The organism is Streptomyces sp. NPDC051217 (assembly GCF_044455465.1).
In the GTDB taxonomy this organism is placed as follows: domain Bacteria; phylum Actinomycetota; class Actinomycetes; order Streptomycetales; family Streptomycetaceae; genus Streptomyces.
The window spans coordinates 251395-271760 of the sequence record NZ_JBITEV010000014.1 but is presented as its reverse complement, the minus strand read 5'-3'; the positions used below and the strand labels follow the sequence as shown (position 1 = coordinate 271760).

The window sequence follows — 20366 nt, the reverse complement described above, 5'->3', positions numbered from 1 at the left end:
CCGGCGCCGGGCACCGGCCCCCAGACCGCGGTGGGCGGCGGCCCCCCAACCGCCGTCCACCGCACCCCGCACCCCGCACCGTCAGGGGCGATGATGGAGGTATGGCGAATCCGACAATCCTGACCGTCGACGACGATCCGGCCGTCTCACGTGCCGTCGCCCGCGACATCCGGCGGCACTACGGCGAGAGCTACCGTGTGGTACGGGCCGTGTCGGGCGAGGAGGCCCTCGGGGCGCTGCGGGAGATCAAACTGCGTGGGGACCAGCTCGCGATCATGCTGGCCGACTACCGGATGCCCCATATGAACGGCCTGGAGTTCCTGGAGGCCGCGATGGACCTCTTCCCGCTCGCCCGCCGGGTGCTGCTCACCGCGTACGCGGACACCGAGGCCGCGATCGACGCCATCAACGTCGTGGACCTCGACCACTATCTGCTCAAGCCGTGGAGCCCGCCGGAGCAGAACCTCTACCCGGTGATCGACTCGCTTCTTGAGCTGTGGCTCGCCACCCCGGACCCGGTCGCCACCGAGACCCGTGTGGTCGGCCACCGGTGGTCGGCGCCGTCCTTCGCCGTACGCGACTTCCTCGCCCGCAATCTGGTGCCGTTCCGGTGGCTGCTCTGCGACGAGCCGGAAGGCAGCCGGCTGCTGACCGCCGCCGGACTCACCCAGGCGGACGTGCCGATGGTGGTCACCTCCGACGGCAAGACCCTGGTGAACCCCTCCGAGCGGGAACTCGCCGCGCACGTCGGGCTGAGCACCGTACCGGCCTCCGACTTCTACGACCTGGTCGTCGTCGGCGGCGGCCCCGCCGGGCTCGGCGCCGCCGTCTACGGGGCGTCCGAAGGGCTCCGTACGCTGCTGGTGGAGCAGCGGGCCACCGGCGGGCAGGCCGGTCAGAGCAGCAGGATCGAGAACTATCTGGGCTTCCCCGACGGGGTCTCGGGGCAGCAGCTGACGGAACGGGCCCGGCGTCAGGCGCTCAAGTTCGGGGCGGAGATCCTCAGCACCCAGCGGGCCGTCGCGCTGGAAGCGGCGGGTTCCGGCCGGGTGCTGCGCCTGGGCGAGTCGAGCTCCGTCACCGCGCACACCGTGGTCCTCGCCACCGGCGTCTCCTACCGGCGGCTGGGCGCGGACGGCGTGGCGGAACTGACCGGCACGGGTGTCTTCTACGGGTCCACCGTCACCGAGGCGATCAACTGCTCCGACCAGGACGTCTACATCGTCGGCGGCGCCAACTCCGCGGGGCAGGCGGCCGTCTACTTCTCCCGCTACGCGCGCCGCGTCCACATGCTGATCCGGCAGGGCGATCTGACGCGTTCCATGTCGAGCTATCTGATCGACCAGCTCAACGGCATCCCCACCATCGAGGTCCATCCGTGGACCGAGGTGACCTGCGCGGAGGGCGACGGGCATCTGCAGAGCCTGACCCTGCGCGACAACCGTTCCGGGGAGAGCTGGGACGTCCCCACGTCATGGCTGTTCGTCTTCATCGGCGCCGAGCCCCGTACGGACTGGCTGGACGGATGCGTCGCCCGCGACGACCGCGGATTCGTCGTGACCGGGACGGAGCTCATGACGAGCGGGCAGCGCCCGGCGGGCTGGCAGCTGCCACGCGACCCCTACCACCTGGAGACGAGTGTCCCGGGAGTCTTCGCCGCCGGCGACGTACGCGCGGCCTCGGTCAAGCGCGTCGCCTCGGCCGTCGGCGAGGGCGCCATGGCCGTCTCCCTGGTGCACCGATATCTGGAGGCACAGTGACCACATCCTCGGAGGACCGGCTGACACCGGACCAGCTGCGGACGCTCTTCCTGTTCGAGGCGCTCAGCCTCGAACAGCTCGACTGGCTGGCCGACCGCGGCCGGGTCGAGCGGTGGGATGCCGGTGAGGTGGTCTACCGGGAGGGCGAGCCGGCCACCTGCTTCTACGTCCTGCTCGGCGGGGCCCTCTCGCTCCACCGCGTCCTGCACGGCGACGACGTCGAGGTCAACAGGACCGACCAGCGTGGTGTGTACAGCGGCGCCACACGCGCGTATCTGGGCGACCGGGTCGAGCAGACCTATCCGCACACGATGCGGGCCGTCAGCGACGCCGAGTTCTTCGTCCTGCCGGCCGACGAGTTCGCGTGGGCGATCCGCACCTGGTTCCCGATGGCGCTGCATCTGCTGGAGGGCCTGTTCTTCGGTACGCGGGCGGCCAACGCGATCGTCAACGAGCGGGAGCGGCTGCTGGCCCTGGCGTCGCTCTCCGCCGGTCTCACCCATGAGCTGAACAATCCCGCCGCGGCGGCGCTGCGGGCGACGGCCGGGCTGCGCGAGCGGGTCACCGGCATGCGGCACAAGCTGGCCATGATCGCCGACGGCCGGGTCGACGGTGCCGGTCTGCACCGTCTGGTGGGGCTCCAGGACGACGCCGTGCGGCACGCCGCGGCGGGCGTCAGCATGACCGCGATGGAGGCCGCCGACGCCGAGGACACCGTCAGCGACTGGCTGGAGGAGCACGGCGTCGCGCGGGCGTGGGACCTGGCGCCGTCGCTGGTGGCCGCGGGCATCGAGGTGGAGTGGCTGGAGGGGGCGGCCAGGACGGTCGGTTCGGAGCATCTCGACGCGGCGGTGCGCTGGATCACGTACACCATCGACACCGAGCTGATGATGGGCGAGATCGACGATTCGGTGGAGCGGATCTCGGAGCTGATCGGGGCGGCCCGGCAGTACTCGCAACTCGACCGCGCACCGTTGCAGATCGTCGATGTGCACGCCCTGCTCGACGCCACGCTGACGATGCTCCAGGCGAAGATCCCCAAGTCGGTGCGGGTGGTCCGGGAGTTCGACCGGGACCTGCCGTCGATCCCGGCGTACGGCGCGGAGCTGAACCAGGTGTGGACGAATCTGATCGTCAACGCGCTGGACGCGATGCCTGACGGCGGCACGCTCACGCTGACCACCTGGCGCGAGGACAAGCGGCTGCTGGTCGAGATCGCGGACACGGGGGTCGGGATCTCGGACGAGGTGCGGCCACGGATCTTCGAGCCGTTCTTCACCACCAAGCAGGTGGGTGAGGGGACGGGGCTGGGCCTGGACATCTCGTACCGGATCGTGGTCAACAAGCACCACGGTGACCTCAGGGTCAGCTCACGCCCGGGAGACACCCGCTTCCAGGTCTGCCTGCCGATCGAGCAGGAGTCGACGGACCAGGCGCCCGAGGCGCCCGGCCGGACGTACGGAGACGGTCAGCCCAGCAGTTGATGAGTGAAGCACCAGCGCCAGTCCTCGCCGGGCTCCAGGGAGCGCATGACGGGGTGACCGGTCAGCGTGAAGTGCTCGGAAGTGTGCCGAAGAGGCGAGCTGTCGCAGCAGCCGACATGACCGCAGGTGAGACAGAGGCGCAGATGCACCCAGTCCCGGCGGTCGAGTGCGACGCAGTCGACGCACTCGTCGGTGGGCGAGAGGGGCGCCACGTCAGCATTCGCTTTGGCGAGATCTGTACATGTACCCATACCGCGAGGGTACTGCGACGGACCGCCCCGAGCACGGTGGAGAACGGATGGACGGGCGCCTTACACGCCCGGCGGGGCAGGCACGCCAAGAGTCGGCGAACTCGGTGAAGACCGCAGACTTACGGTGCGCCGGCAGGCACACTGGCTGCCGTGACGACACTGAGCAAAGGTGCCAATCTTCCGATAACGGTCCCCGCTGTCCGGGCCGTCCTGAGCTGGTCGGCAGGGCCCGCCGTCCCGGATGTGGACGCCTCCGCGCTGCTGCTCAACCCCGCAGGACAGGTCCGCTCCGACGGCGACTTCGTCTTCTACAACCAGCCGCGGCACGCCTCCAACGCCGTACGCCATCTCGGCAAGCAGCCCGGCGCCGACTCGGTGGAGGTGAACCTGGCCGGTCTTGAGCCGGGCATCGACCGCGTGGCGCTGTGCGCGTCCGCCGACGGGGGCACGTTCGGGCAGGTGCCCGGTCTGCGGCTGCTGGTGCTGGACGCGGCGTCGGGCCGGGAGCTGGCCCGCTTCGACATGGCGGCCGGTTCGGAGACGGCGTACGTCAGCGGGGAGTTGTACCGGCGGGCCGGCGGGTGGAAGTTCCGGGCGGTCGGGCAGGGGTACGCGAGCGGGCTGGCGGGGCTGGCGACGGACTTCGGCATCACGGTCGACGCGGAGCCGGAGCCCACGCCGGTACGGCCTCCCGCCCAGGCGCCGCCGCCGCGCCGGGCCCAGGCCGCTCCCGCCGTTCCGCCGCCCGCCCGGCCCGCCGCCCCCACGGGTGGCCGGCCCGCGGCCAGGCTCACCAAGGGTGAGGAGCGGCTTCCCGTCGACATGCGCAAGCGCCTCTCGCTGCGCAAGGAGCAGGTCGCCGTCAGCCTGGACAAGCACGGCGTCACCGGGGTCGTCGCGCGCGTCATCCTCGTCCTCGACGCGTCGGGTTCGATGACCACCCTCTACCAGCGCGGCGTGGTGAAGAACGTCGCCGAGCGGATGGCGGCCGTCGCGGCGCAGCTCGACGACGACGGCGAGATGCAGGCATGGACGTTCGCCACCAATCCGGCGCGGCTGCCCGACCTGGTGATCGGCGAGCTGCCCGAGTGGCTGGATCTGCATGTGCGGGTGGGGCAGATGAGCCTCTTCGGCCGCAAGAAGCCGCCGAAGGGGCTGGTGGGGGGACAGGTCGACATGCGGGCGGTCGGTTTCCAGAACGAGGAGCAGAAGGTCATCGCGGAAGTGCGCGCGTACGTACGCGGGAATCCCGTGCCCGCGCCGACGCTGGTCCTGTTCTTCTCCGACGGCGGCGTGTACCGCGACAGCGAGATCGAGCAGCAGTTGCGCGCGGCCGTCGAGGAGCCGATCTTCTGGCAGTTCGTGGGGCTCGGCCGGGCCAACTACGGGGTGCTGCAACGCTTCGACACCATGGGGGGCCGCCGCGTCGACAACGTCGGCTTCTTCGCCGTCGACGACATCGAGAGCGTCTCCGATCCGGAGCTGTACGACCGGCTCCTGTCGGAGTTCCCGTCATGGCTGAGGGACGCGAGGCAGGCGGGGATCCTGCGCTGAGCGGGCGCCCCGGGCACGGATAAACAAACTAGTTTGTTTGACTATCGAGGGCGTACGTGGTTACGCTCCCCCACACGTCAACAAACTAGTTAGTTTACCGTGAGCCCGCCCGCGATCTGTGCAGCTCGCGGCGGCACGAAAGGAACCACTCCCATGAGGAACGTCACCGGATGGGCCGCGCACCGACAGGGCGGACCGCTGGAGCGCTGGGACTTCACCCGCCGTGACCTGCGCGGCGACGACGTGGCCGTACGGGTGGAGTACTGCGGCGTCTGCGCCAGTGACAACTCGGCGATCGACCACGGCGGCGCGTTCCCCGTCGTGCCCGGCCACGAGATGGTCGGCGAGATCACCGCTGTCGGCGAGGCCGTGACCCGGTTCGCCGTGGGCGACAAGGTGGCGGTGGGCAACATCATCGACTCCTGCGGCGAGTGCCCGCCGTGCCGGGCGGGCCGGGAGAACTGGTGCCTGCGGTTCCCCACGCTGACCTACGGCAACACCGACCCGAAGGACGGCATGACGACGCGGGGCGGCTACTCCTCGGAGTACGTACTGCCCGAGAAGTTCACCTACCACCTGCCCGAGGGGCTCGACCCGGCCGGTGTCGCGCCGCTGATGTGCGCGGGCATCACCACGTACGTACCACTGAAGCGGTGGGGCGCGGGGCCCGGCCGCACCGTCGGCGTCGTCGGGATGGGCGGGCTCGGGCATATCGCGCTGAAGATCGCCCATCATCTCGGCGCGGAGGTCGTCCAGTTCACGCGGACGGCCGACAAGGCGGACGAGGCCCGTGCGCTCGGCGCGGACGAGGTGGTCCTGTCCACGGACGAGAAGCGGATGGCCGAGCAGAGAGGCCGTTTCGATCTCATCCTCGACACGGTCGGCGCCGTGCACTCGCTGGAGCCCTACATGTCCGCGCTGGCGATGGACGGCACGCTGTGTGTGGTGGGCGTGCCGCCGGAAGACTTCACGGTCAGCCCGTTCAGCCTGATCCAGGGTGCGAAGACCCTGGCGGGCGCGGGGAGCGGCGGGACCGTCGAGACGCGGGAGATGCTCGACTTCTGCGCCGAGCACGGGATCGTGGCCGATGTGGAGATCATGCGTCCCGACGAGGTCAACGTGGCGCTGGACCGGCTCGCGCGCAACGACGTCCGGTACCGCTTCGTCCTGGACATGACGGCGGGCGATGGCGGGGGTGGGCGTGGTGAAGCGGCGCGGTGAGCGGAGAGAGGCAGGCCAGGCTCATGAGGCACGTCGGGCTCGTGAGGCGACAAACCAGTTGGTTTAGCCTGAGGACATGAAGACGGGACAGATCACCAGCGCGGGGCAGGCATCCCGGCGGCGGCTGCTCGACGCCGCGACGGCGGAGTTCGCCACGTACGGCATCGCGGGCGCCCGCGTGGACCGGATCTCCGCCGCCGCCCAGGTCAACAAGGCCCAGCTGTACGCGTACTTCGGCAACAAGGACAAGCTGTTCGACGCCGTCTTCGCGGAGCATCTGGAGATGATCGTCAGTACGATCCCGGTCACCGGCGACGATCTCCCCGGCTTCGCGGTCCGGCTCTACGACGCGCACCTCGTCCATCCCGAACTCGTCCGGCTGGCCACCTGGGCCCGTCTGGAGCGCACCCCCACCGGGGACCTGTACCACTTCATGCCGGGGCACGACACCGAGAAGCTGCGCTCGATCACCGACGCGCAGGAGGCGGGCCTCGTCGATCCGACGATCCCGGCGCCGGAGGTGCTCGCCATTGTCACGGCCATGTCGATGACCTGGTCGGCGGCCGGCGTGATGTTCACCGCGAGCAGGGACGACCCGGAGTCCGACCACGACCGCCGCCGCACGGCGCTCGCGCTCACCGTGCGGCGCGCCTTCGCACCGTTGGCGGAGCCCGGAACAGCGGCCGGAACAGCGGCCGGAGCAGCGGGCTGACCGCTCGACCGGCACGCTCGGACACGAAGCTCCCATGCCCCCCAAAGCTCCGGCGAGCCTCCGGAACCTCTCGGACCCCATCGCCATGGCCGTCGCGCTCAATCCGGGACCTGGTCACCGAGCGGGAGGAGGCGTACGTCGAGATCGCCGTCGGCGACGAGACACGCGGACAGATGATCATCGACCGTCGGCTCTCGGCGCCCGCGCCCAACCTGACCCTGGTACGGCGCGTGGACGAGACGGGCTTCAAGGAACTTCTCTTCAACACCGTCGCCGCGCCCGCCCCGGGTACGGCCGGCGAACGCCCGGCCTCCGGCCCAACACCCCACGACCCAGGGGGCCTTCACGTGCGCCGGACGGTCTCCAGGGGCCGGCCGGGGCGCCAGAGCCGGATGACGAGTTCGTCGCCCTCGACCCTGGTGAGCACCGCCTCGCCGAGATCGAGACGGAACGCGTGAAAGTCCCCCGGCGGCTCCGACCCGGTGGTGTAGCGGCGCTTCTCCACCGGGTCGGTCACCTCGGTGGCGATCCCGGAGACCTTGGCGTCGCCCTCGGCGCTCGGGTGCGCGTGAATCGCGCACCGGCCGTCGCGTCGCAGATCACGCGCCTTGACCGCGTTCGGCATCGACCCGAACGAGAGATCCGGCCCCAGGAAAGCGACCTCGCTGCCGCTCACCCGGGGTGAGCCGTCCTTCCGCAGTGTCGCGAGTACGTGGGTCTCGGCCGCCTCGAACCGGGCCCTGATCTTCGAGGCGAACTCGGGTTCCTCGTTCTCGAACTGCTGCCACGTCGCCATGTCAGCCTTCCTGTCGCGCCTGGAGGCGTTTGCGTTCGGGGGTGTAGTTCCACCACGGGCGGGCGGGGCGGCCTTCCGCCTGGTCCACCGCGGACATCACCGTATCGAGCAGGCACGGGTCGTGCCTGCGGCCTGCGGCGGCGCACATACGCTCGTACAGCTCGACCGGGTCCCGGTCCACCAGTTGCGCGATCCTAGTGATGCCGATGGTTTCGAAGTGGCCGGCCACGGCGCGGCCGACGTTGGCCAGCCGGGTGAGGTCGGATCGGTCGTGCGAGGTCATCGGGACCCCTCCTTCGGCGGGATGTTGAAGTTGATCCGGAACATGTTGTCGGGGTCGTGGCGGGCCTTGACGGCCCTCAGCCGGTCGAAGTCGGCCGGGGTGTAGGCGGCGCGGACGCGGTCCGGGGCGGTGTCCTCGACGCCCGCGAAGTTGAGGTTGATTCCCCCGGTGCTCCAGGGGCGCAGCCCGGTCAGCAGGTCGTCGCGCCGGCGCACGGTCTCGGGGTCCGGGACGGCGCCGGTGAAGACCGAGAAGGCCGCGTCGCGTCCGCCGACGCAGTTGGGGACCTTCGGCGGGCGGGCGTAGGCGCCGTCGAAGTGCCGCAGCTCGGTGACGAACGCCCCGCCCGCGTCCGGTCCGGCCAGGGCCACCACGGTGTCGACCGTGTCACCGGTCAGCTCGCCCAGCAGCAGATTGCGGTCATGGGCGACGTAGGGCGCGGACGTGGGCTCGTGGTGGATCGTGCCGACGTCGGCGTACGGCATCTCCCGCACGGTGTCGAGCAGGACCGGGCCGAGGCCGCGCAGCGGTCGCACCAGGCGCTCGCCGTCCGCCGGGCCGCCGCTGTAAGCGATACGGAGGTGGGTGACGAACCGCCCGCGCAGGGGCTCCGGTACGCCGGGCAGGTCGGGGTTCAGGGCCAGCAGCACCGAGGAGGCCATGGCCTCCGGCACGTCGCGGACCCAGTCGGCGTAGGCGTGCGGTACCTCGGCGGTCGCCTCACCCGGGAAGTAGAGCCCGCCGCCGTACAGCCGCGCGACCGGGAACAGGCCGACCTCCATGCCGACGACCAGACCGAAGTTGTCCTTGCCGCCGCGCACCGCCCAGAAGAGGTCGGGGTCCGCGTCGGCGGTCACCTCCCTGAGCCGGCCGTCGGCGGTGACCAGCCGCAGCCGCCGCACGTGATCGGCGGCGAATCCGTAGCGCCGTCCCAGCAGCCCGGCCCCGCCGCCGACCAGATAGCCGACCGCGCCCACATTGGGGCTGGAGCCGTTCAGCGGGGCGAGCCCGTGCGGGGAGGTCCGCGCCAGCACCTCCCGCCAGCGCGCACCGGCCTCGATCCACGCGGTCCCACGGGCCGGGTCGACGCGTACGCCGTCCATCCGCCGCGTGTTGACCAGTACGGCGCCGTCGGCGCTCAGGCTCGGGCCGTGCCCCGTGGCCATGACCCCGACGGCCCGCTTCCGCCGCGCGGCCAGCCCGACCGCGGCGACCACCTCCTGGTCTCCGGCGGCTTCGACCACCTGGGCCGGCCGGGACTCGGCAGCCCTGTTCAGCCCCAGCCGCGGGTCCGTGTCTGTGCTCATGCGGCCACCGTAGGCGGGCCGCCCGGTCCGGGTCTTGAACGAATCGGACGGCCCGGGAGAGGCCCCAGGCCCGTCGTCGTTACAGCCGCTCCAGATAGGTGAAGCCCGTGTCCGGGCCCACGCAGGACTGGAGGGTGAGGTCGCCCCAGTAGAGGCCGTGGGCCGGGGCGCCCCGGCCGGGGGTGAGGTGGCGGGCGTACACCCGGTAGCGCAGCACCTCGCGTGGGGTCTCCACGGTGACCACCGTGCCGATCGCCAGCGTCGCGAGCTGTCCGAAGCCGCAGAAGTCGTGGCCGACGACGACCGCCGTACGCATCGCGTAGCCGTCCTCGGTGCCGAGGTCGGGGCCCGCCCACTGGACGGCGTCGCGGCAGGCGTCGACGGCTTCCTGACCGCCGCGGACGATCCGGGCGGACCACGATCCGATCCGCAGCGTGGTCCCGGTGGGCCGGGCGGTCGTGCTCGGCTTGCCGGAGGGCTTCGCGGAGGGGGACTTCGGGGTGCTCGGGCCGACGGTCGGACGGGCCGGGGCGCCGGGTGCCGTCGTCCCGGGCGGGCGGGAAGGGATCCGCGGTGCGCTCGGGAGTCCGGGCGTCGTACGCGGGGAGAGAGGCGTGGGCGGGGGTGTCGGCCGGGGCGCGGACGGCTCGGGCCTGGGCGGCTCCACGGCCGGCGGCGCGTCGGACGACGTGGCGTGGCGCGCGGCCTCGTAGGCTGCCGGGCCGGGGCCCGGGGCCGTACCGCACGCGGTGAGCGCGAGGAGCAGCGCGCACAGGGCCGCCGCGCGCAGGCGCCGGCGCCCGCCTGCCGTCATCCGAAGCGGCCGTTCACATAGTCCGAAGTCCGGCTGTCCTGTGGGAAGTTGAACATGGCGTCGGTCGTCCCGTGCTCGACGATGACACCGGGTGTGCCCTGTTCGGCGAGGAAGAACGCGCAGTTGTCGGAGACGCGGGCAGCCTGCTGCATGTTGTGGGTGACGATGACGATGGTGACCTCCGCCTTGAGGTCGGCGATGGTCTCCTCGATCCGGCGGGTGGACGTCGGGTCGAGCGCGGAGCACGGTTCGTCCATCAGCAGCACCCGGGGGCGCACCGCCAACGACCTTGCGATGCACAGGCGTTGCTGCTGGCCGCCGGAGAGCGCTCCGCCGGGCTGGCGGAGCCGGTCCTTGACCTCGCGCCACAGGCCGGCCTTGGTCAGACACTCCTCGACCAGGTCGTCCTTGCCGGAGCTGTTGGCCCGGATGCCGTTGAGCTTCAGGCCCGCGAGGACGTTGTCGTACAGCGACATCGCGGGGAACGGGTTGGGCTTCTGGAAGACCATGCCGATCTCACGGCGGGCCCGGGTGATCCGGCGGCCCCGGTCGTAGATGTCCTCCCCGTCGAGCAGCACCCGGCCGGCGAGCGAGGCGGAGCCGATCAGTTCGTGCATCCGGTTGAGGATGCGCAGGAAGGTCGATTTGCCGCAGCCGGACGGGCCGATGAGGGCGGTGACCTCCAGCGCGGGCATGGTGAGCGAGACCCGGTCGAGGACCTTGTGGTCGGCGAACCAGGCGGAGATCTCCTCGGCTTCGAGCGTCGCGGGTGACGCCGCGCGGCTGCTCGCGGCGGCCGTGGAAGGGGACGTCGTGACGGCGGTCATGGTGAGCCAACTCCCGTTTGTTCAGAGCAGGTTGGGCAGGATTCGGGTGGCGGCGCCGGAGACGGCGATACCGAGTGCGGTCAGCACGGGTCCGGCGGCGACCCAGGTCTGCCAGGTCCCCCACACCCGGTGCAGCCAGACGGTGAGGAGAGCGGCGAGCAGCAGGCCCTGCGACCAGAGGAAGACCGCGAGCCAGGCGCCGTTGTCACCGCCGAGTGCCTCCTCGGCGGGGCTGATCCAGCCGCTGCGGAGCGGCCGGGGCGGGCTGGGCTGGATCGGGGTGGTGAGCGCGGCGTCGACGCGGAGCACACCGGCGGGGGTGTACGGGCCGCCGGACGCGGTCATGAGGGTGAGCCGGCCGCGGCCCTGGGCGAGCGGGGCGGGCAGTTTGTCGCCGGGGCGACGGACGCCCAACACCTCGTACACGGCCTTGCCCTGACCGGTCGTCACCTCGATCGGGGTGCCGGGGGACAGCTTGCCGAGCGCGTTGAACGGACTCCCGTAACCCCACTGGCGGCCCATGATCACGCTGGTGCCCTCCTGGCCGGGCAGCGCCGTGTCGCGGCGGTGGCCGGGGCCCGACATGAGGACGCCGGACGTGGTGCCTTCGCCGACCACCTCACGCACCCCGAGGGAGGGGATGCGCAGGAGCGCGACGGGCGCGCCCATGGCGACGGTCTTGCCGTCGAAGGTCCGCTGGCCCACCGGGGCTGTGCCGAGGGCGAGTTGCCTGCGCAGCTCGTCGTACGCGGTCTGCTGGTCGCGGGCGTGCTGGAGGTGTCCGACGACGGTGAGGTTGGCGGCGAAGCCGAGCAGGACGGCGGCGAGTACGCACAGTGCCGCCCCGGCGAGCGCGAGTCCGGGGCGGGCCGGGGGCCGGTCCTCCCCGGGGCCCGGACGGGGCGCGGAGACGGCGGGCGGTGGCGGGACGGTCGATGAAGGCGGGGGTGGAGACGGTGGTGGAGACGGTGGTGGTGTCAGCACGGTCGTCACGTCGGATGCGCTCCTCGCGGGACGGGACTGGGGATCGGGGCGGTCGTCCGGACGGGCGGCCGGGTCATGGGTACGGGGGGCGGGGGGGGGGGGGGGGGGGGGGGGGCCGGCGGGGCGCGCCCCCCCCCCCCCCCACCCCCGTCGTTCAGAACCTGAGCAGCCCCCCGCGGCGGGCGCGCAGCACGAACGCCGCGCCGAGACCGCACAGGGAGAGAGCGGCCAGGGCCAGCGACAGGGCGCTGCCGCCGGTCGACGCGAGCGGCCCCGTGCCGCCGTCGTCGCCGGAACCGCCGGAACCGCCGGAGCCGCCCGGGTCGGACCCGCCCGTCGCCCCGTCCGTCGTGCCGCCGCCGGTGGTGCCGCCGTCGGCGCCCTGCGAGTCGCTCGGGCTTGGGTCGGGGCCCGGTGCCTCGCCGAGGCCGAAGACGAACTCGACGCTGTGGCCGTCCGCCTTGTCCTCGGTGAGCGTGAGGGTGTACGAGCCGTCCGCCAGTGGATCGGGGACCTTGAACTCGTAGCCGGTGACGGTGCCCTCGGCGTCGGCCGTGGCGTCCGGGAAGTCGGCCTCGCTGTCGGCGAGTGCGACGGTGACCTTGGCGTCCTCGGTGTAGCCGCGGGCGGTGATCAGGACGGTCTGTCCGGCGGTGAGGGTCGGGTTGACGTCCAGCGGGTTGCCGTCCTGGTCGGTGACGTCGAGGTCGGCGGGCTCGGTCTCGCTCGGGTCGGGGTCGGGGCCCGGCGGCGGCGAGGAGGTGGTCGGGGTGACGGTGTACGAGACGGCCTCGGAGTCCGACGGGGTGAACGCGGCCGGGTCCGTCGGCACGTACTTCGCCGTCAGGGTGTGCGGTCCCGCCGCGAGCGCTCTCGTCTTCAACTCGGCCGCGCCCGCGGCGACATCGACGGCCCCCAGTTCGGTGGTGCCGTCGAGGAACGTCACCTTGCCGGCCGCACCGCCGGGGGTGACGCTGGCCGCCAGCGTGACCTCCGCACCCGCCGGTGAGGTGTTCGCCGGGGTCGCGGTGAGCGTCGTCGTGGTCGGGTCGGCGGCGGCCGCCTTGACCGCCCAGGAGTCACCGGTGACCTGGATCTGGGCGCTGAAGTAGTCGAATCCGACGTTGGTGGCGTTGCGGCAGAAGAGCCGGATCTCGTAGGCGCCGTCGAGCGAACCGGTGGGAGTCACGGTGCGCAGCCGAGCCTCCAGCGAGGTCCCCACGGGGATGTCGGCCGTGACCGGGCCCTGGTCGTAGGGCGCGCCCTCCTTCGTCCTGCCGAGCAGGAGCGTGCCGCCCGACGCGCGGACCAGGGTGAGGTCGAGCTGGGCCGAGGTGGCGGTGGGACACGCGGCCTCGGTGCCGACCTTGGGGAAGGTCGGGTTGTCGGCGATCTTGCCCGACGTCGTCGGGAACGTCAGCTCGCCGATGTCCCCGGCCGCTCGGGCCTGGGGGGCGAGACCGAGTACGGCGGCCGCCACTGCGAGCAGCAGCGAGCCGATCAGCAGGACGGTGGGCGTTCTGGACGACGAGCCGGGCGGTGCGGTGTTTCTCATGGTGGGTTGCCCCCCAATGGGACTGTCGGGTCAGTGGAGTTGAGCGTGGTCGGTGGCGTGTGCCCGATGCCGGGTACGCCGGGGGGCCGGACACCCCTGGGGGTGTCCGGCCGTCGCGCGGTCAGCTGGTGGTGATCAGCTTTCGCCCTTCAGGGAGACGTCGCCGCAGTTGGCGACGGTGCCGAAGCCGTACTCCTCGATGACCGCGTCCTGGCCGCAGACCAGGGAGTCGCCGGTCACGAAGGTGGACTCGATGTTCGGGAGACCCAGGTTGGCGGTCGGGACGACGTTGTAGACGTCACGGTTGAACGGGAAAGCGGTGTTGAGCCTGCCGTCGGCCAGCTGCGGCTGGACGCCGTCCACCGAGCCGAGAACGGAGAAGCCACGACGGTCGATGACATCGCCGGGCTGGTTGCCCTGCGCGATGTACTGGGCGATGGAGTACGGAGCGATGTCGCCCTCGCTGTCCAGCTCCTCACCGTTGTGCTCCTGGACCGTGTCGTCGACACAGGGACCGAAGGTGTCCTCGGTCAGCCCCAGCGCGCCCAGGAAGAAGGAGCGGGTGCCGGAGCCGGCCTGGGGCAGCAGCGGGGTGAGCGCGACACCGTTGAGCTCGTCGAGTTCGCAGGTGTAGATCTCGGTGAGGTCCTCGGTGGTGAGCGCGGTGGGCAGGTCGCTGTCGCCACGGACGGCGAAGGTCACCGCGTCCTTGGCGAACGGGATCCAGGTCAGGTCGGTCGTCGAGTCGTTGGCGACACCACGCGAGGAACGAGCGAAGTCCAGGCAACCCGTGGTGTTGTCGACCGCGTTGCGCAGCGCGTTGATACCGGCCGAGGAGCCGTTCGGGCGCGTGAGGTCACAGTTCACCTGGCGCGTCTTGATGGCCGGGCCGGTGGCGTTGTACGAGGCGATCAGGTCACCGGAGGCGACGGCGTTGCCCAGACCGTTGAACACGTCCTGGGTGGTGTCCGAGCCGACACCGGCCAGCACGCGGTACTCGCCGGGCGGCGGGTCGGCCTGGGCCGGAACGGCCAGGGCGCCGAGGGCGAGAGCGGTGGCGCCGACCAGGGCACCGATACGTACGCGGGACTTGACGTTCACTTCTGTTCTCCTCCGTCATTTACGGATATGAGGAATGGACGTTCAAGCGGAAACGCGAAATTCCGAATTCCGGATTCTTCGACCACCGGCCCGTCGACCGGACGCGTATCACCTTTCCGTATCCGCTTACGGGCCACCACCAACTCGTACCGTTGATCAGGTTACGAACGGATTTCCTGGACGACTCCTGGAGAACCCGGCGAAAGACATCAGCCACCCACGGATTTCCGGGCCGAGAGCCGTAGCAGGAGCGGACCCGAGAGAGCGGCCAGACCTCCCGCGATCAGCACACCGAGCAGCACCCAGCGGATGATCCCGAGGACCGTGGAGGGGGTCAGCCCGCCGGACTCGGCCACGTTCTGCTTGTCCGGGTCCGGTGGGGTGGCGGAGACCTCCGGCGCCGCCGCGTCCGGGTCGGCGGACGGATCGCCGGAGCCCGAGGCTCCACCGGAACCGCCGGTCCCGCCGACCGCGCCACCGGTGGTGGATCCCTCACCCGCCAACGAGCCCCCGGAGACTCCGCCGTCACCCCCGGCGCCGGCGCTGCCGCCGGAACTGCCTTCCCCTTCCGCCTCCTTGGCGTTCTGCAGCCGGTCGGCCGCCGCCAGCGCCTGGGTGCGCATCGCCTTGGGCAGCGGCGCGTAACCGGGCGGAAGCTGTCCTCGCGCGACTCCGGGCGCCTGACCGGCACCGACCGCGTAGCGGATCAGGGACGCGTAGTCCTTGCGGTCGGTGGCGGCGGTGTTGGTGAACCCGGCCGCGTACACGACCGAGGCCAGCGGGTAGGCGCCGCCCTTCGCGGCGCCCGGGTCGGTCCCGAGCACACCCGGCACCGGGGACTTCTTCATCGCGGCCACGCCGGCGAGCAGCGAGTCGTCGGTGGGTTCGACGAATTTCCCGTCGGCGTTGCGCAGGGCGGCCGTCTGGAGGCCGTAACGCGCGGCGGACGCGGCGTCGACAAGGGCGAGGACCATCCGCTGACCGGGCAGCGGCGGTGTGTTGATCAGCTTGGCGGGCGACCCGTTGCTGCCCGCGTCGGCCGTGGTGGTGGCGCCGTTGTTGCCGCGCCGGGTGCGCAGCGCGCCGTCGTGCATGTCCTGGACGTACGGGGCGACCTCGGTGGTCCCGTACTCAAGGGTCTCCTCGCCGATCGCCACCTCGGTCTTGGTGGGGTCGGCCTTGGGGAAGTCGGACAGGGATTCGTCCGTGGCGAGACCGATGTCGGCGAAGAACGGATTGATCCTCGCTCCCCAGGGGTCGGGAGTGCCCGAAAGGAATTCCTTCGCCTCGGGGTCCGACCTGAGCCACTGCCAGGTCATTCTCGCGGTGTCGGTATTCGCGAGCTGAACCATGAGACTCATGGGCGGCTGGGACGTCGGTTTCCAGTCCTTGAATTCGGAGTTGAGTTCTTTGAATTCCGGGTCGTGGAAGAGGCTGAGCGGATTGTCCTTGAGGTGCTCGGGTATGTCACGCCGGCCGCGGGTCACATCCTTCTGGTACGAGGAGGTGAGCAGTTTCGCGAGCAGCCTGGGGGTGAGTCTCATCGAGGTGAGCTGCCCCGACCCCGGCAGTTCGACGAAGTAGCCCACCGCGAGACCGCTGACCGCCACGGGCGCGTGCACGACGTCGGGACCGTCCGCCGGTGCCTCGACCGGGTCGACGGTGAAGGCCAGTCCGGGCGAGCCGTCGGCCGGCCGCGAGATCGTGTCCCTGGCCCCGCCCTCACCGCTCTGGCTGAACGCGAACTTCGCGCCGCCGGGGGTCGAGCAGACCGCGGGCTGCCACGACGAGATCGCGTCGGTGACCAGCTCCGAGCCGGTCACCCGGCGCTCCGCCCGGTCGGGCGGGCAGGTGTTGCCGACGGGCAGGAATTCGAGCGGAACGACCATGCGCTGCGCCCAGTTGGAGGCGGAGAGGGGCGACGACTGGAGCGGGTTGCCCGCGCCCGTCGTGCCGTCGATGTCGTGTTCGCCGCGCGGGACGATCACCAGGAAGCAGGAGCGGCCCTTGACGACGCCGCCCCGCGTCACCGGGGCGCCGCAGCCTAGCTGGTCGGCCTCCTGGTCGGTGAGCATCGGGAAGGTGAACTCGCCGGTGCCGTCCGCGTGCGTGACCGCGTACGGCTCCTCGTTGGTGTCCAGGGTGCCGAAGTAGGTCCAGTCCCGGGATCCGGTGGTCCGCCGCTCGCCGTTGGCGGGCTCGAAGGGTACGTACGACTCGCCCTGCCCGTTGTTCACGTACTCCGTCTCCGCCGGGTCGGGCACCGCGCCGATCTGCCTGAGCGATGTCCAGGAGCCGCCCTGCCGTACGCCGCTGCCGCCGAACTGGCACTGCTCGCGCCGGGGTCCCTCGGAGCCGCCCCAGCACTGCATGATCTGGAGGTAGTTGTGCTTGAAGCCGACCGCCGTCCGCTTGCCGCCGGTCCAGCTGACGCGTACGCCCTGGGCCCGGAGCTGCTTGGTCTGGTGAACGGTCACTTCGAGGCCGGAGAAGTCGTCGTACTTCCCCTTCTTGCCGCTCACCGTCACCGCGGAGCCGGCCGGCGCCGCCTCGGCGGAGGTGGTGGCGGGCAGCGGGAGCAGCGCCACCACGAGGGCGGCGAACAGCGCGGCGATTCCTGTCGTCATCCGTATGCGTACGGCCGTGGGCCTGCTCATCGGAAGCCTTCCTTGCGTCGAGTGCGCGCGGCCAGGGCGCGTGCGGTGAGCGGCGGCCCGACGACCACGCCGAGCAGCAGGACCGCGGACAGGGCCATGAGGACGCCGCGCAGGCCGCCGGAATCACCCGAGGCGAGGGTGACGGGGTTGCCCACGACCGTGGAGTCTCCGACGGTTTCGCCGCTGATCAGTTCGCCGGTGTCCGGGTCGATGACGCCGCCGACCGCACTGCCCGCCGTCTCGCCGGAGGCTCCGCCGGCGCCCGTGGCGCCCGCCGTGGACGCGCCTGACGTGCCGGCCGTAGCCGCGCCGCCCGACGGGCCGGGGGTGCCGGCACCCCCGGTGCCGCCGGTGGCCGCGCCACCGGTCCCACCGCCGGAGCCGCCGCCCGACGCGCCGGGCTTCACGGGGGTCTTCTCCTTGGCGCCGGCCGTACCGTCCGCGCACTGCGTCGGCCCGCGCTTGTCGCACGCCTTCGGGTACGGGGCGTTCTCGGCAAGGGTGTTGGAGCCGTCCGCGGAGAAGGTGGGGTTTCGGCACTTCGAGATGTCGGTGCTGCTGGAAGGCGCTCCGGGGATCTTCTTGACCTGCGCGAATCCGGCCTCGACCAGGTTCCTGGGCAGCGGCGAGTAGCCCAGCTCCTCGGCCTGCTGCTGGCCGTCGCAGAGGAAGTAGTTGGCGAAGGTGCCGAGTGTCTTGCCCTTGGCGGTGGTGAAGGGCTGTTCCGTTCTGGTCGGGATGATCATGTAGCTGTAGCTGGAGAGGGTGTATGTGCGGCGGTCGGGCGACCGGTAGACGTTGTCCAGGATCTGCGTCAGATAGTTCGGCGAGGTCTTGTCGTCGTTGATGCGGGCCTTCATCAGGGCCACGGCGACACTCGACGCGGTCGGCTCGACGTAGTACCCGGACGCGTTGAGCATCTTCGCCACCGGGAAGCCGGTCGTGATCGCGTACGAGTACTCGACGTAGGTGATCGCGCCCTCGGCGTGCCCCTGCTTGGTGAAGCCGGAGACGCCGAGCGAACCGGACTTGGCGATGTGCGAGGACCCGGGCACGACGGGGAAGTACGAGGTCATTCCGCACGGCGTGGAGCGGCCGGCCCGGCGGCAGTAGTCGTTCCACAGGCCGCCGTGCTGCTTGGACATCCAGGTGGTCAGCTGGGCCGTCGTACCGGAGCCGTCGGAGCGCACGACCGGTATGACGCGGCGCGCGGGCAGGTTGAGCCCGGGGTTGTCGGCCCGGATCTCCTGGGCGTTCCACATCGTGATCTTCCCGGTGAAGATCTTGGTGACGACGTCGCCGGAGAGCCGCAGATTGGTGACCTTCTTGCCACCGATCTTGAGGTTGTACATGAAGGCGGTGCCGCCCGCGACGATCGGCATGTAGGCGTAGCCGCGCTTGGGCGGGGCGTCCGTGGCCCCGGCCTCGGTCAGCCCGTACGGGATCTCGGAGACGGCGAAGTCGGCGGTGCCGTTCTTGAACTGCTCACGGCCGACCGAGGAGCCCAGCGCCGCGTAGTTGACGGTCATGCCGCTGTTGGAGGCGACGTTGCGGCGCCACTGGTCGAGCGCGTTGGAGCTCCAGGTGGAGCCCGCGCCGCTGATCTTGGTGTACGAGGCCGCCTCGGCGGCCTGCGGGTGGAAGGCGAGCAGCGCGCAGAGCAACGCGGCTACCGCCATGGTGAGTCGGGAGACGGTGGCCGGTCTCACGGGGCACTCCTTCTGGGTGTACGGGGTGGACTCGGCTGCTTGGTATGGGAATCCGGGCCGGAGCCCGGCCGCGTAACGGCGTCGGCGGGGCCCGCGGCGGTGGCGCGGGTCGCGGCGCGGGCGGCGAACCGTGCGGCGTCCTGCCGGGACGCCCGTACCCGCCGGTGTTCCTGACGGCGCGTCAGCTGGCCGGGACCGCGCCCGCCGATGACCCGGGCGATCACGAACAGCAGCAGCACCAGCGCCATCAGCACCGCCGCCGTACCGAAACCGCGCGCGATCATGGTGGGTTCGGGCGACTTGACGAACTCGAAGGTGGCGAGTGGCAGGGAGAGCTGCGGCCCCTCGACCGGGTTGCCGTTGATCTCGGCGGTGAATCCGGCGGTGAGCAGCACCGGCGAGGTCTCGCCGACCCCGCGCGCGGTGCCGAGGATCACGGAGGTCGTCAGACCGGAGCGCGCGGTCGGCAGCACCACATGCCAGACGGTGCGCCAGCGCGACGTACCGAGCGCGTACGCCGCCTCGCGCAGATTGCCCGGCACCAGCCGGATCACCACGTCGGCCGCCCTGATGATGATCGGCAGCATCATCACGGCGAGCGCGAGGGAGGCCGCGAAGCCGGACCGGTCGAAGCCGAGCGCGAGGATGATCGTCGCGTAGATGAACAGACCCGCGACGATCGACGGCAGCGCGGTCATCGCCTCGACGACGGTCCGTACGAACCGGGCGAAGCGGCCCGGCACTTCGTTCAGGAAGACCGCGCAGAGCAGCCCCGTCGGCACTGTGATGGCGAGCGCGACGGTGATCTGCTCCAGGGTGCCGAGGATCGCGTGCAGGATGCCGCCGGTCGTCAGCGGGTCCAGCGGCCCCGCCTCGGCCATGTCCTGGGTGAAGAAGTTCAGATGCGGCAGCGCCTTGCGGCCCTCCCACAGCGTGTAGACGACGACGCACGCGAGCGCCGTGACCATCACCAGGCCGAGGCTCTGTACGACGACGGCTGCGAGCCGGTCGCGTACCGCCGGCCCCGCCTCGTCGAAGGAGACCAACAGACCGTAGAGCAGCAGGAACAGGATGTACGCGACGACCAGGAAGCCGACGGCACCGCTGAACGGCAGCAGCCGGGTGAACATCAGCCCGGCGAGGGACAGGGCGGCGGCAGCGGCGCCCAGCAGCGCGTACACGTCGCTGGCGCGCAGTCGGCTCGGCGCGCGCCGCCGCTCCCCCACCGACGGCGCGCGCCCGGCCGGACCGGGGCCCCCCGGACCCGGGCTGCCCGGCGCGGCCGGTCTCTCCGGCGCGATGGTCATCTGCGGTGTCCCCTCATCGACTTGTTGACTTCTCCCACTCGCCC

17 protein-coding genes are annotated in these 20366 nt (G+C 71.3%); 5 read left to right on the top strand and 12 right to left on the bottom strand.

Annotated features, from left to right (window positions below):
- Positions 1 to 101 precede the first annotated feature (101 nt).
- Positions 102 to 1760, top strand: coding sequence for an FAD-dependent oxidoreductase (locus ACIBBB_RS28390; protein WP_398986843.1), 1659 nt, complete (start codon positions 102 to 104; stop codon positions 1758 to 1760).
- Complete coding sequence (locus ACIBBB_RS28385; protein WP_398986841.1) at positions 1757 to 3244, top strand: ATP-binding protein; 1488 nt, start codon at positions 1757 to 1759, stop codon at positions 3242 to 3244. Before ACIBBB_RS28390 ends, ACIBBB_RS28385 begins: the two co-directional genes overlap by 4 nt.
- Here the strand turns inward: ACIBBB_RS28385 and ACIBBB_RS28380 are convergent.
- On the bottom strand, positions 3229 to 3495 hold the full coding sequence (locus ACIBBB_RS28380) for a UBP-type zinc finger domain-containing protein (RefSeq protein WP_398986839.1): 267 nt from the start codon (positions 3493 to 3495) through the stop codon (positions 3229 to 3231). The two genes, ACIBBB_RS28385 and ACIBBB_RS28380, sit on opposite strands and share 16 nt — an antisense overlap.
- Before the next feature lie 150 nt (positions 3496 to 3645).
- Between ACIBBB_RS28380 and ACIBBB_RS28375 the strand changes: the two genes are divergently transcribed.
- The 3 genes from ACIBBB_RS28375 to ACIBBB_RS28365 all read left to right on the top strand — a co-directional run bounded on the left by ACIBBB_RS28375 (position 3646) and on the right by ACIBBB_RS28365 (position 6982).
- Entirely contained in the window at positions 3646 to 5049 is a 1404-nt protein-coding gene (locus tag ACIBBB_RS28375) for a VWA domain-containing protein (protein ID WP_398986837.1), read from the top strand.
- A 153-nt stretch (positions 5050 to 5202) separates the two neighbouring features.
- Positions 5203 to 6270, top strand: coding sequence for an NAD(P)-dependent alcohol dehydrogenase (locus ACIBBB_RS28370; protein WP_398986835.1), 1068 nt, complete (start codon positions 5203 to 5205; stop codon positions 6268 to 6270).
- A 76-nt stretch (positions 6271 to 6346) separates the two neighbouring features.
- The gene (locus ACIBBB_RS28365; RefSeq protein WP_398986833.1) at positions 6347 to 6982 is read left to right on the top strand and encodes a TetR family transcriptional regulator; all 636 of its coding nucleotides are present in this window, start codon (positions 6347 to 6349) and stop codon (positions 6980 to 6982) included.
- Positions 6983 to 7325: 343 nt separating this feature from the next.
- On the opposite strand, the gene ACIBBB_RS28360 is transcribed toward ACIBBB_RS28365, so the two are convergent.
- The 11 genes from ACIBBB_RS28360 to pstA all read right to left on the bottom strand — a co-directional run bounded on the left by ACIBBB_RS28360 (position 7326) and on the right by pstA (position 20322).
- Positions 7326 to 7778, bottom strand: a complete 453-nt coding sequence (locus ACIBBB_RS28360) for a pyridoxamine 5'-phosphate oxidase family protein (RefSeq protein ID WP_398986831.1) — start codon at positions 7776 to 7778, stop codon at positions 7326 to 7328.
- 1 nt (position 7779) lies between these two features.
- Entirely contained in the window at positions 7780 to 8061 is a 282-nt protein-coding gene (locus ACIBBB_RS28355) for a helix-hairpin-helix domain-containing protein (protein ID WP_398986829.1), read from the bottom strand.
- Entirely contained in the window at positions 8058 to 9368 is a 1311-nt protein-coding gene (locus tag ACIBBB_RS28350) for an FAD-binding oxidoreductase (protein ID WP_398986827.1), read from the bottom strand. Before ACIBBB_RS28350 ends, ACIBBB_RS28355 begins: the two co-directional genes overlap by 4 nt.
- 79 nt (positions 9369 to 9447) lie before the next feature.
- Positions 9448 to 10182 (bottom strand): hypothetical protein, encoded by a 735-nt coding sequence (locus ACIBBB_RS28345; RefSeq protein WP_398986825.1) that lies wholly within the window; start codon positions 10180 to 10182, stop codon positions 9448 to 9450.
- Entirely contained in the window at positions 10179 to 11009 is an 831-nt protein-coding gene (locus tag ACIBBB_RS28340; protein WP_398986823.1) for a phosphate ABC transporter ATP-binding protein, read from the bottom strand. The genes ACIBBB_RS28345 and ACIBBB_RS28340 overlap by 4 nt, the downstream gene beginning before the upstream one ends.
- A 21-nt stretch (positions 11010 to 11030) precedes the next feature.
- Positions 11031 to 12002 (bottom strand): sortase, encoded by a 972-nt coding sequence (locus tag ACIBBB_RS28335; protein WP_398986821.1) that lies wholly within the window; start codon positions 12000 to 12002, stop codon positions 11031 to 11033.
- 145 nt (positions 12003 to 12147) lie between these two features.
- On the bottom strand, positions 12148 to 13548 hold the full coding sequence (locus tag ACIBBB_RS28330) for an Ig-like domain-containing protein (RefSeq protein ID WP_398986819.1): 1401 nt from the start codon (positions 13546 to 13548) through the stop codon (positions 12148 to 12150).
- A 135-nt stretch (positions 13549 to 13683) separates the two neighbouring features.
- Positions 13684 to 14649, bottom strand: a complete 966-nt coding sequence (locus tag ACIBBB_RS28325; protein ID WP_398986817.1) for a substrate-binding domain-containing protein — start codon at positions 14647 to 14649, stop codon at positions 13684 to 13686.
- Between the two features lie 209 nt (positions 14650 to 14858).
- Positions 14859 to 17306: a hypothetical protein gene (locus ACIBBB_RS28320; protein ID WP_398986815.1), complete on the bottom strand. Its 2448-nt coding sequence runs from the start codon at positions 17304 to 17306 to the stop codon at positions 14859 to 14861.
- Entirely contained in the window at positions 17303 to 19015 is a 1713-nt protein-coding gene (gene pstS / locus ACIBBB_RS28315) for a phosphate ABC transporter substrate-binding protein PstS (RefSeq protein WP_398986813.1), read from the bottom strand. Before pstS ends, ACIBBB_RS28320 begins: the two co-directional genes overlap by 4 nt.
- The gene (pstA, locus tag ACIBBB_RS28310; RefSeq protein ID WP_398986811.1) at positions 19012 to 20322 is read right to left on the bottom strand and encodes a phosphate ABC transporter permease PstA; all 1311 of its coding nucleotides are present in this window, start codon (positions 20320 to 20322) and stop codon (positions 19012 to 19014) included. Before pstA ends, pstS begins: the two co-directional genes overlap by 4 nt.
- Positions 20323 to 20366: the final 44 nt, after the last annotated feature.

Bases quoted from the DNA above. Each gene is read 5' to 3' on its own strand.
- ACIBBB_RS28355 (WP_398986829.1), bottom strand. From the start codon at position 8,061: ATGACCTCGCACGACCGATCCGACCTCACCCGGCTGGCCAACGTCGGC.
- ACIBBB_RS28345 (WP_398986825.1), bottom strand. From the start codon at position 10,182: ATGACGGCAGGCGGGCGCCGGCGCCTGCGCGCGGCGGCCCTGTGCGCG.
- ACIBBB_RS28340 (WP_398986823.1), bottom strand. From the start codon at position 11,009: ATGACCGCCGTCACGACGTCCCCTTCCACGGCCGCCGCGAGCAGCCGC.
- ACIBBB_RS28320 (WP_398986815.1), bottom strand. From the start codon at position 17,306: ATGAGCAGGCCCACGGCCGTACGCATACGGATGACGACAGGAATCGCC.
- ACIBBB_RS28380 (WP_398986839.1), bottom strand. From the start codon at position 3,495: ATGGGTACATGTACAGATCTCGCCAAAGCGAATGCTGACGTGGCGCCC.
- ACIBBB_RS28360 (WP_398986831.1), bottom strand. From the start codon at position 7,778: ATGGCGACGTGGCAGCAGTTCGAGAACGAGGAACCCGAGTTCGCCTCG.
- ACIBBB_RS28390 (WP_398986843.1), top strand. From the start codon at position 102: ATGGCGAATCCGACAATCCTGACCGTCGACGACGATCCGGCCGTCTCA.
- ACIBBB_RS28330 (WP_398986819.1), bottom strand. From the start codon at position 13,548: ATGAGAAACACCGCACCGCCCGGCTCGTCGTCCAGAACGCCCACCGTC.
- ACIBBB_RS28365 (WP_398986833.1), top strand. From the start codon at position 6,347: ATGAAGACGGGACAGATCACCAGCGCGGGGCAGGCATCCCGGCGGCGG.
- pstA (WP_398986811.1), bottom strand. From the start codon at position 20,322: ATGACCATCGCGCCGGAGAGACCGGCCGCGCCGGGCAGCCCGGGTCCG.
- ACIBBB_RS28370 (WP_398986835.1), top strand. From the start codon at position 5,203: ATGAGGAACGTCACCGGATGGGCCGCGCACCGACAGGGCGGACCGCTG.
- ACIBBB_RS28350 (WP_398986827.1), bottom strand. From the start codon at position 9,368: ATGAGCACAGACACGGACCCGCGGCTGGGGCTGAACAGGGCTGCCGAG.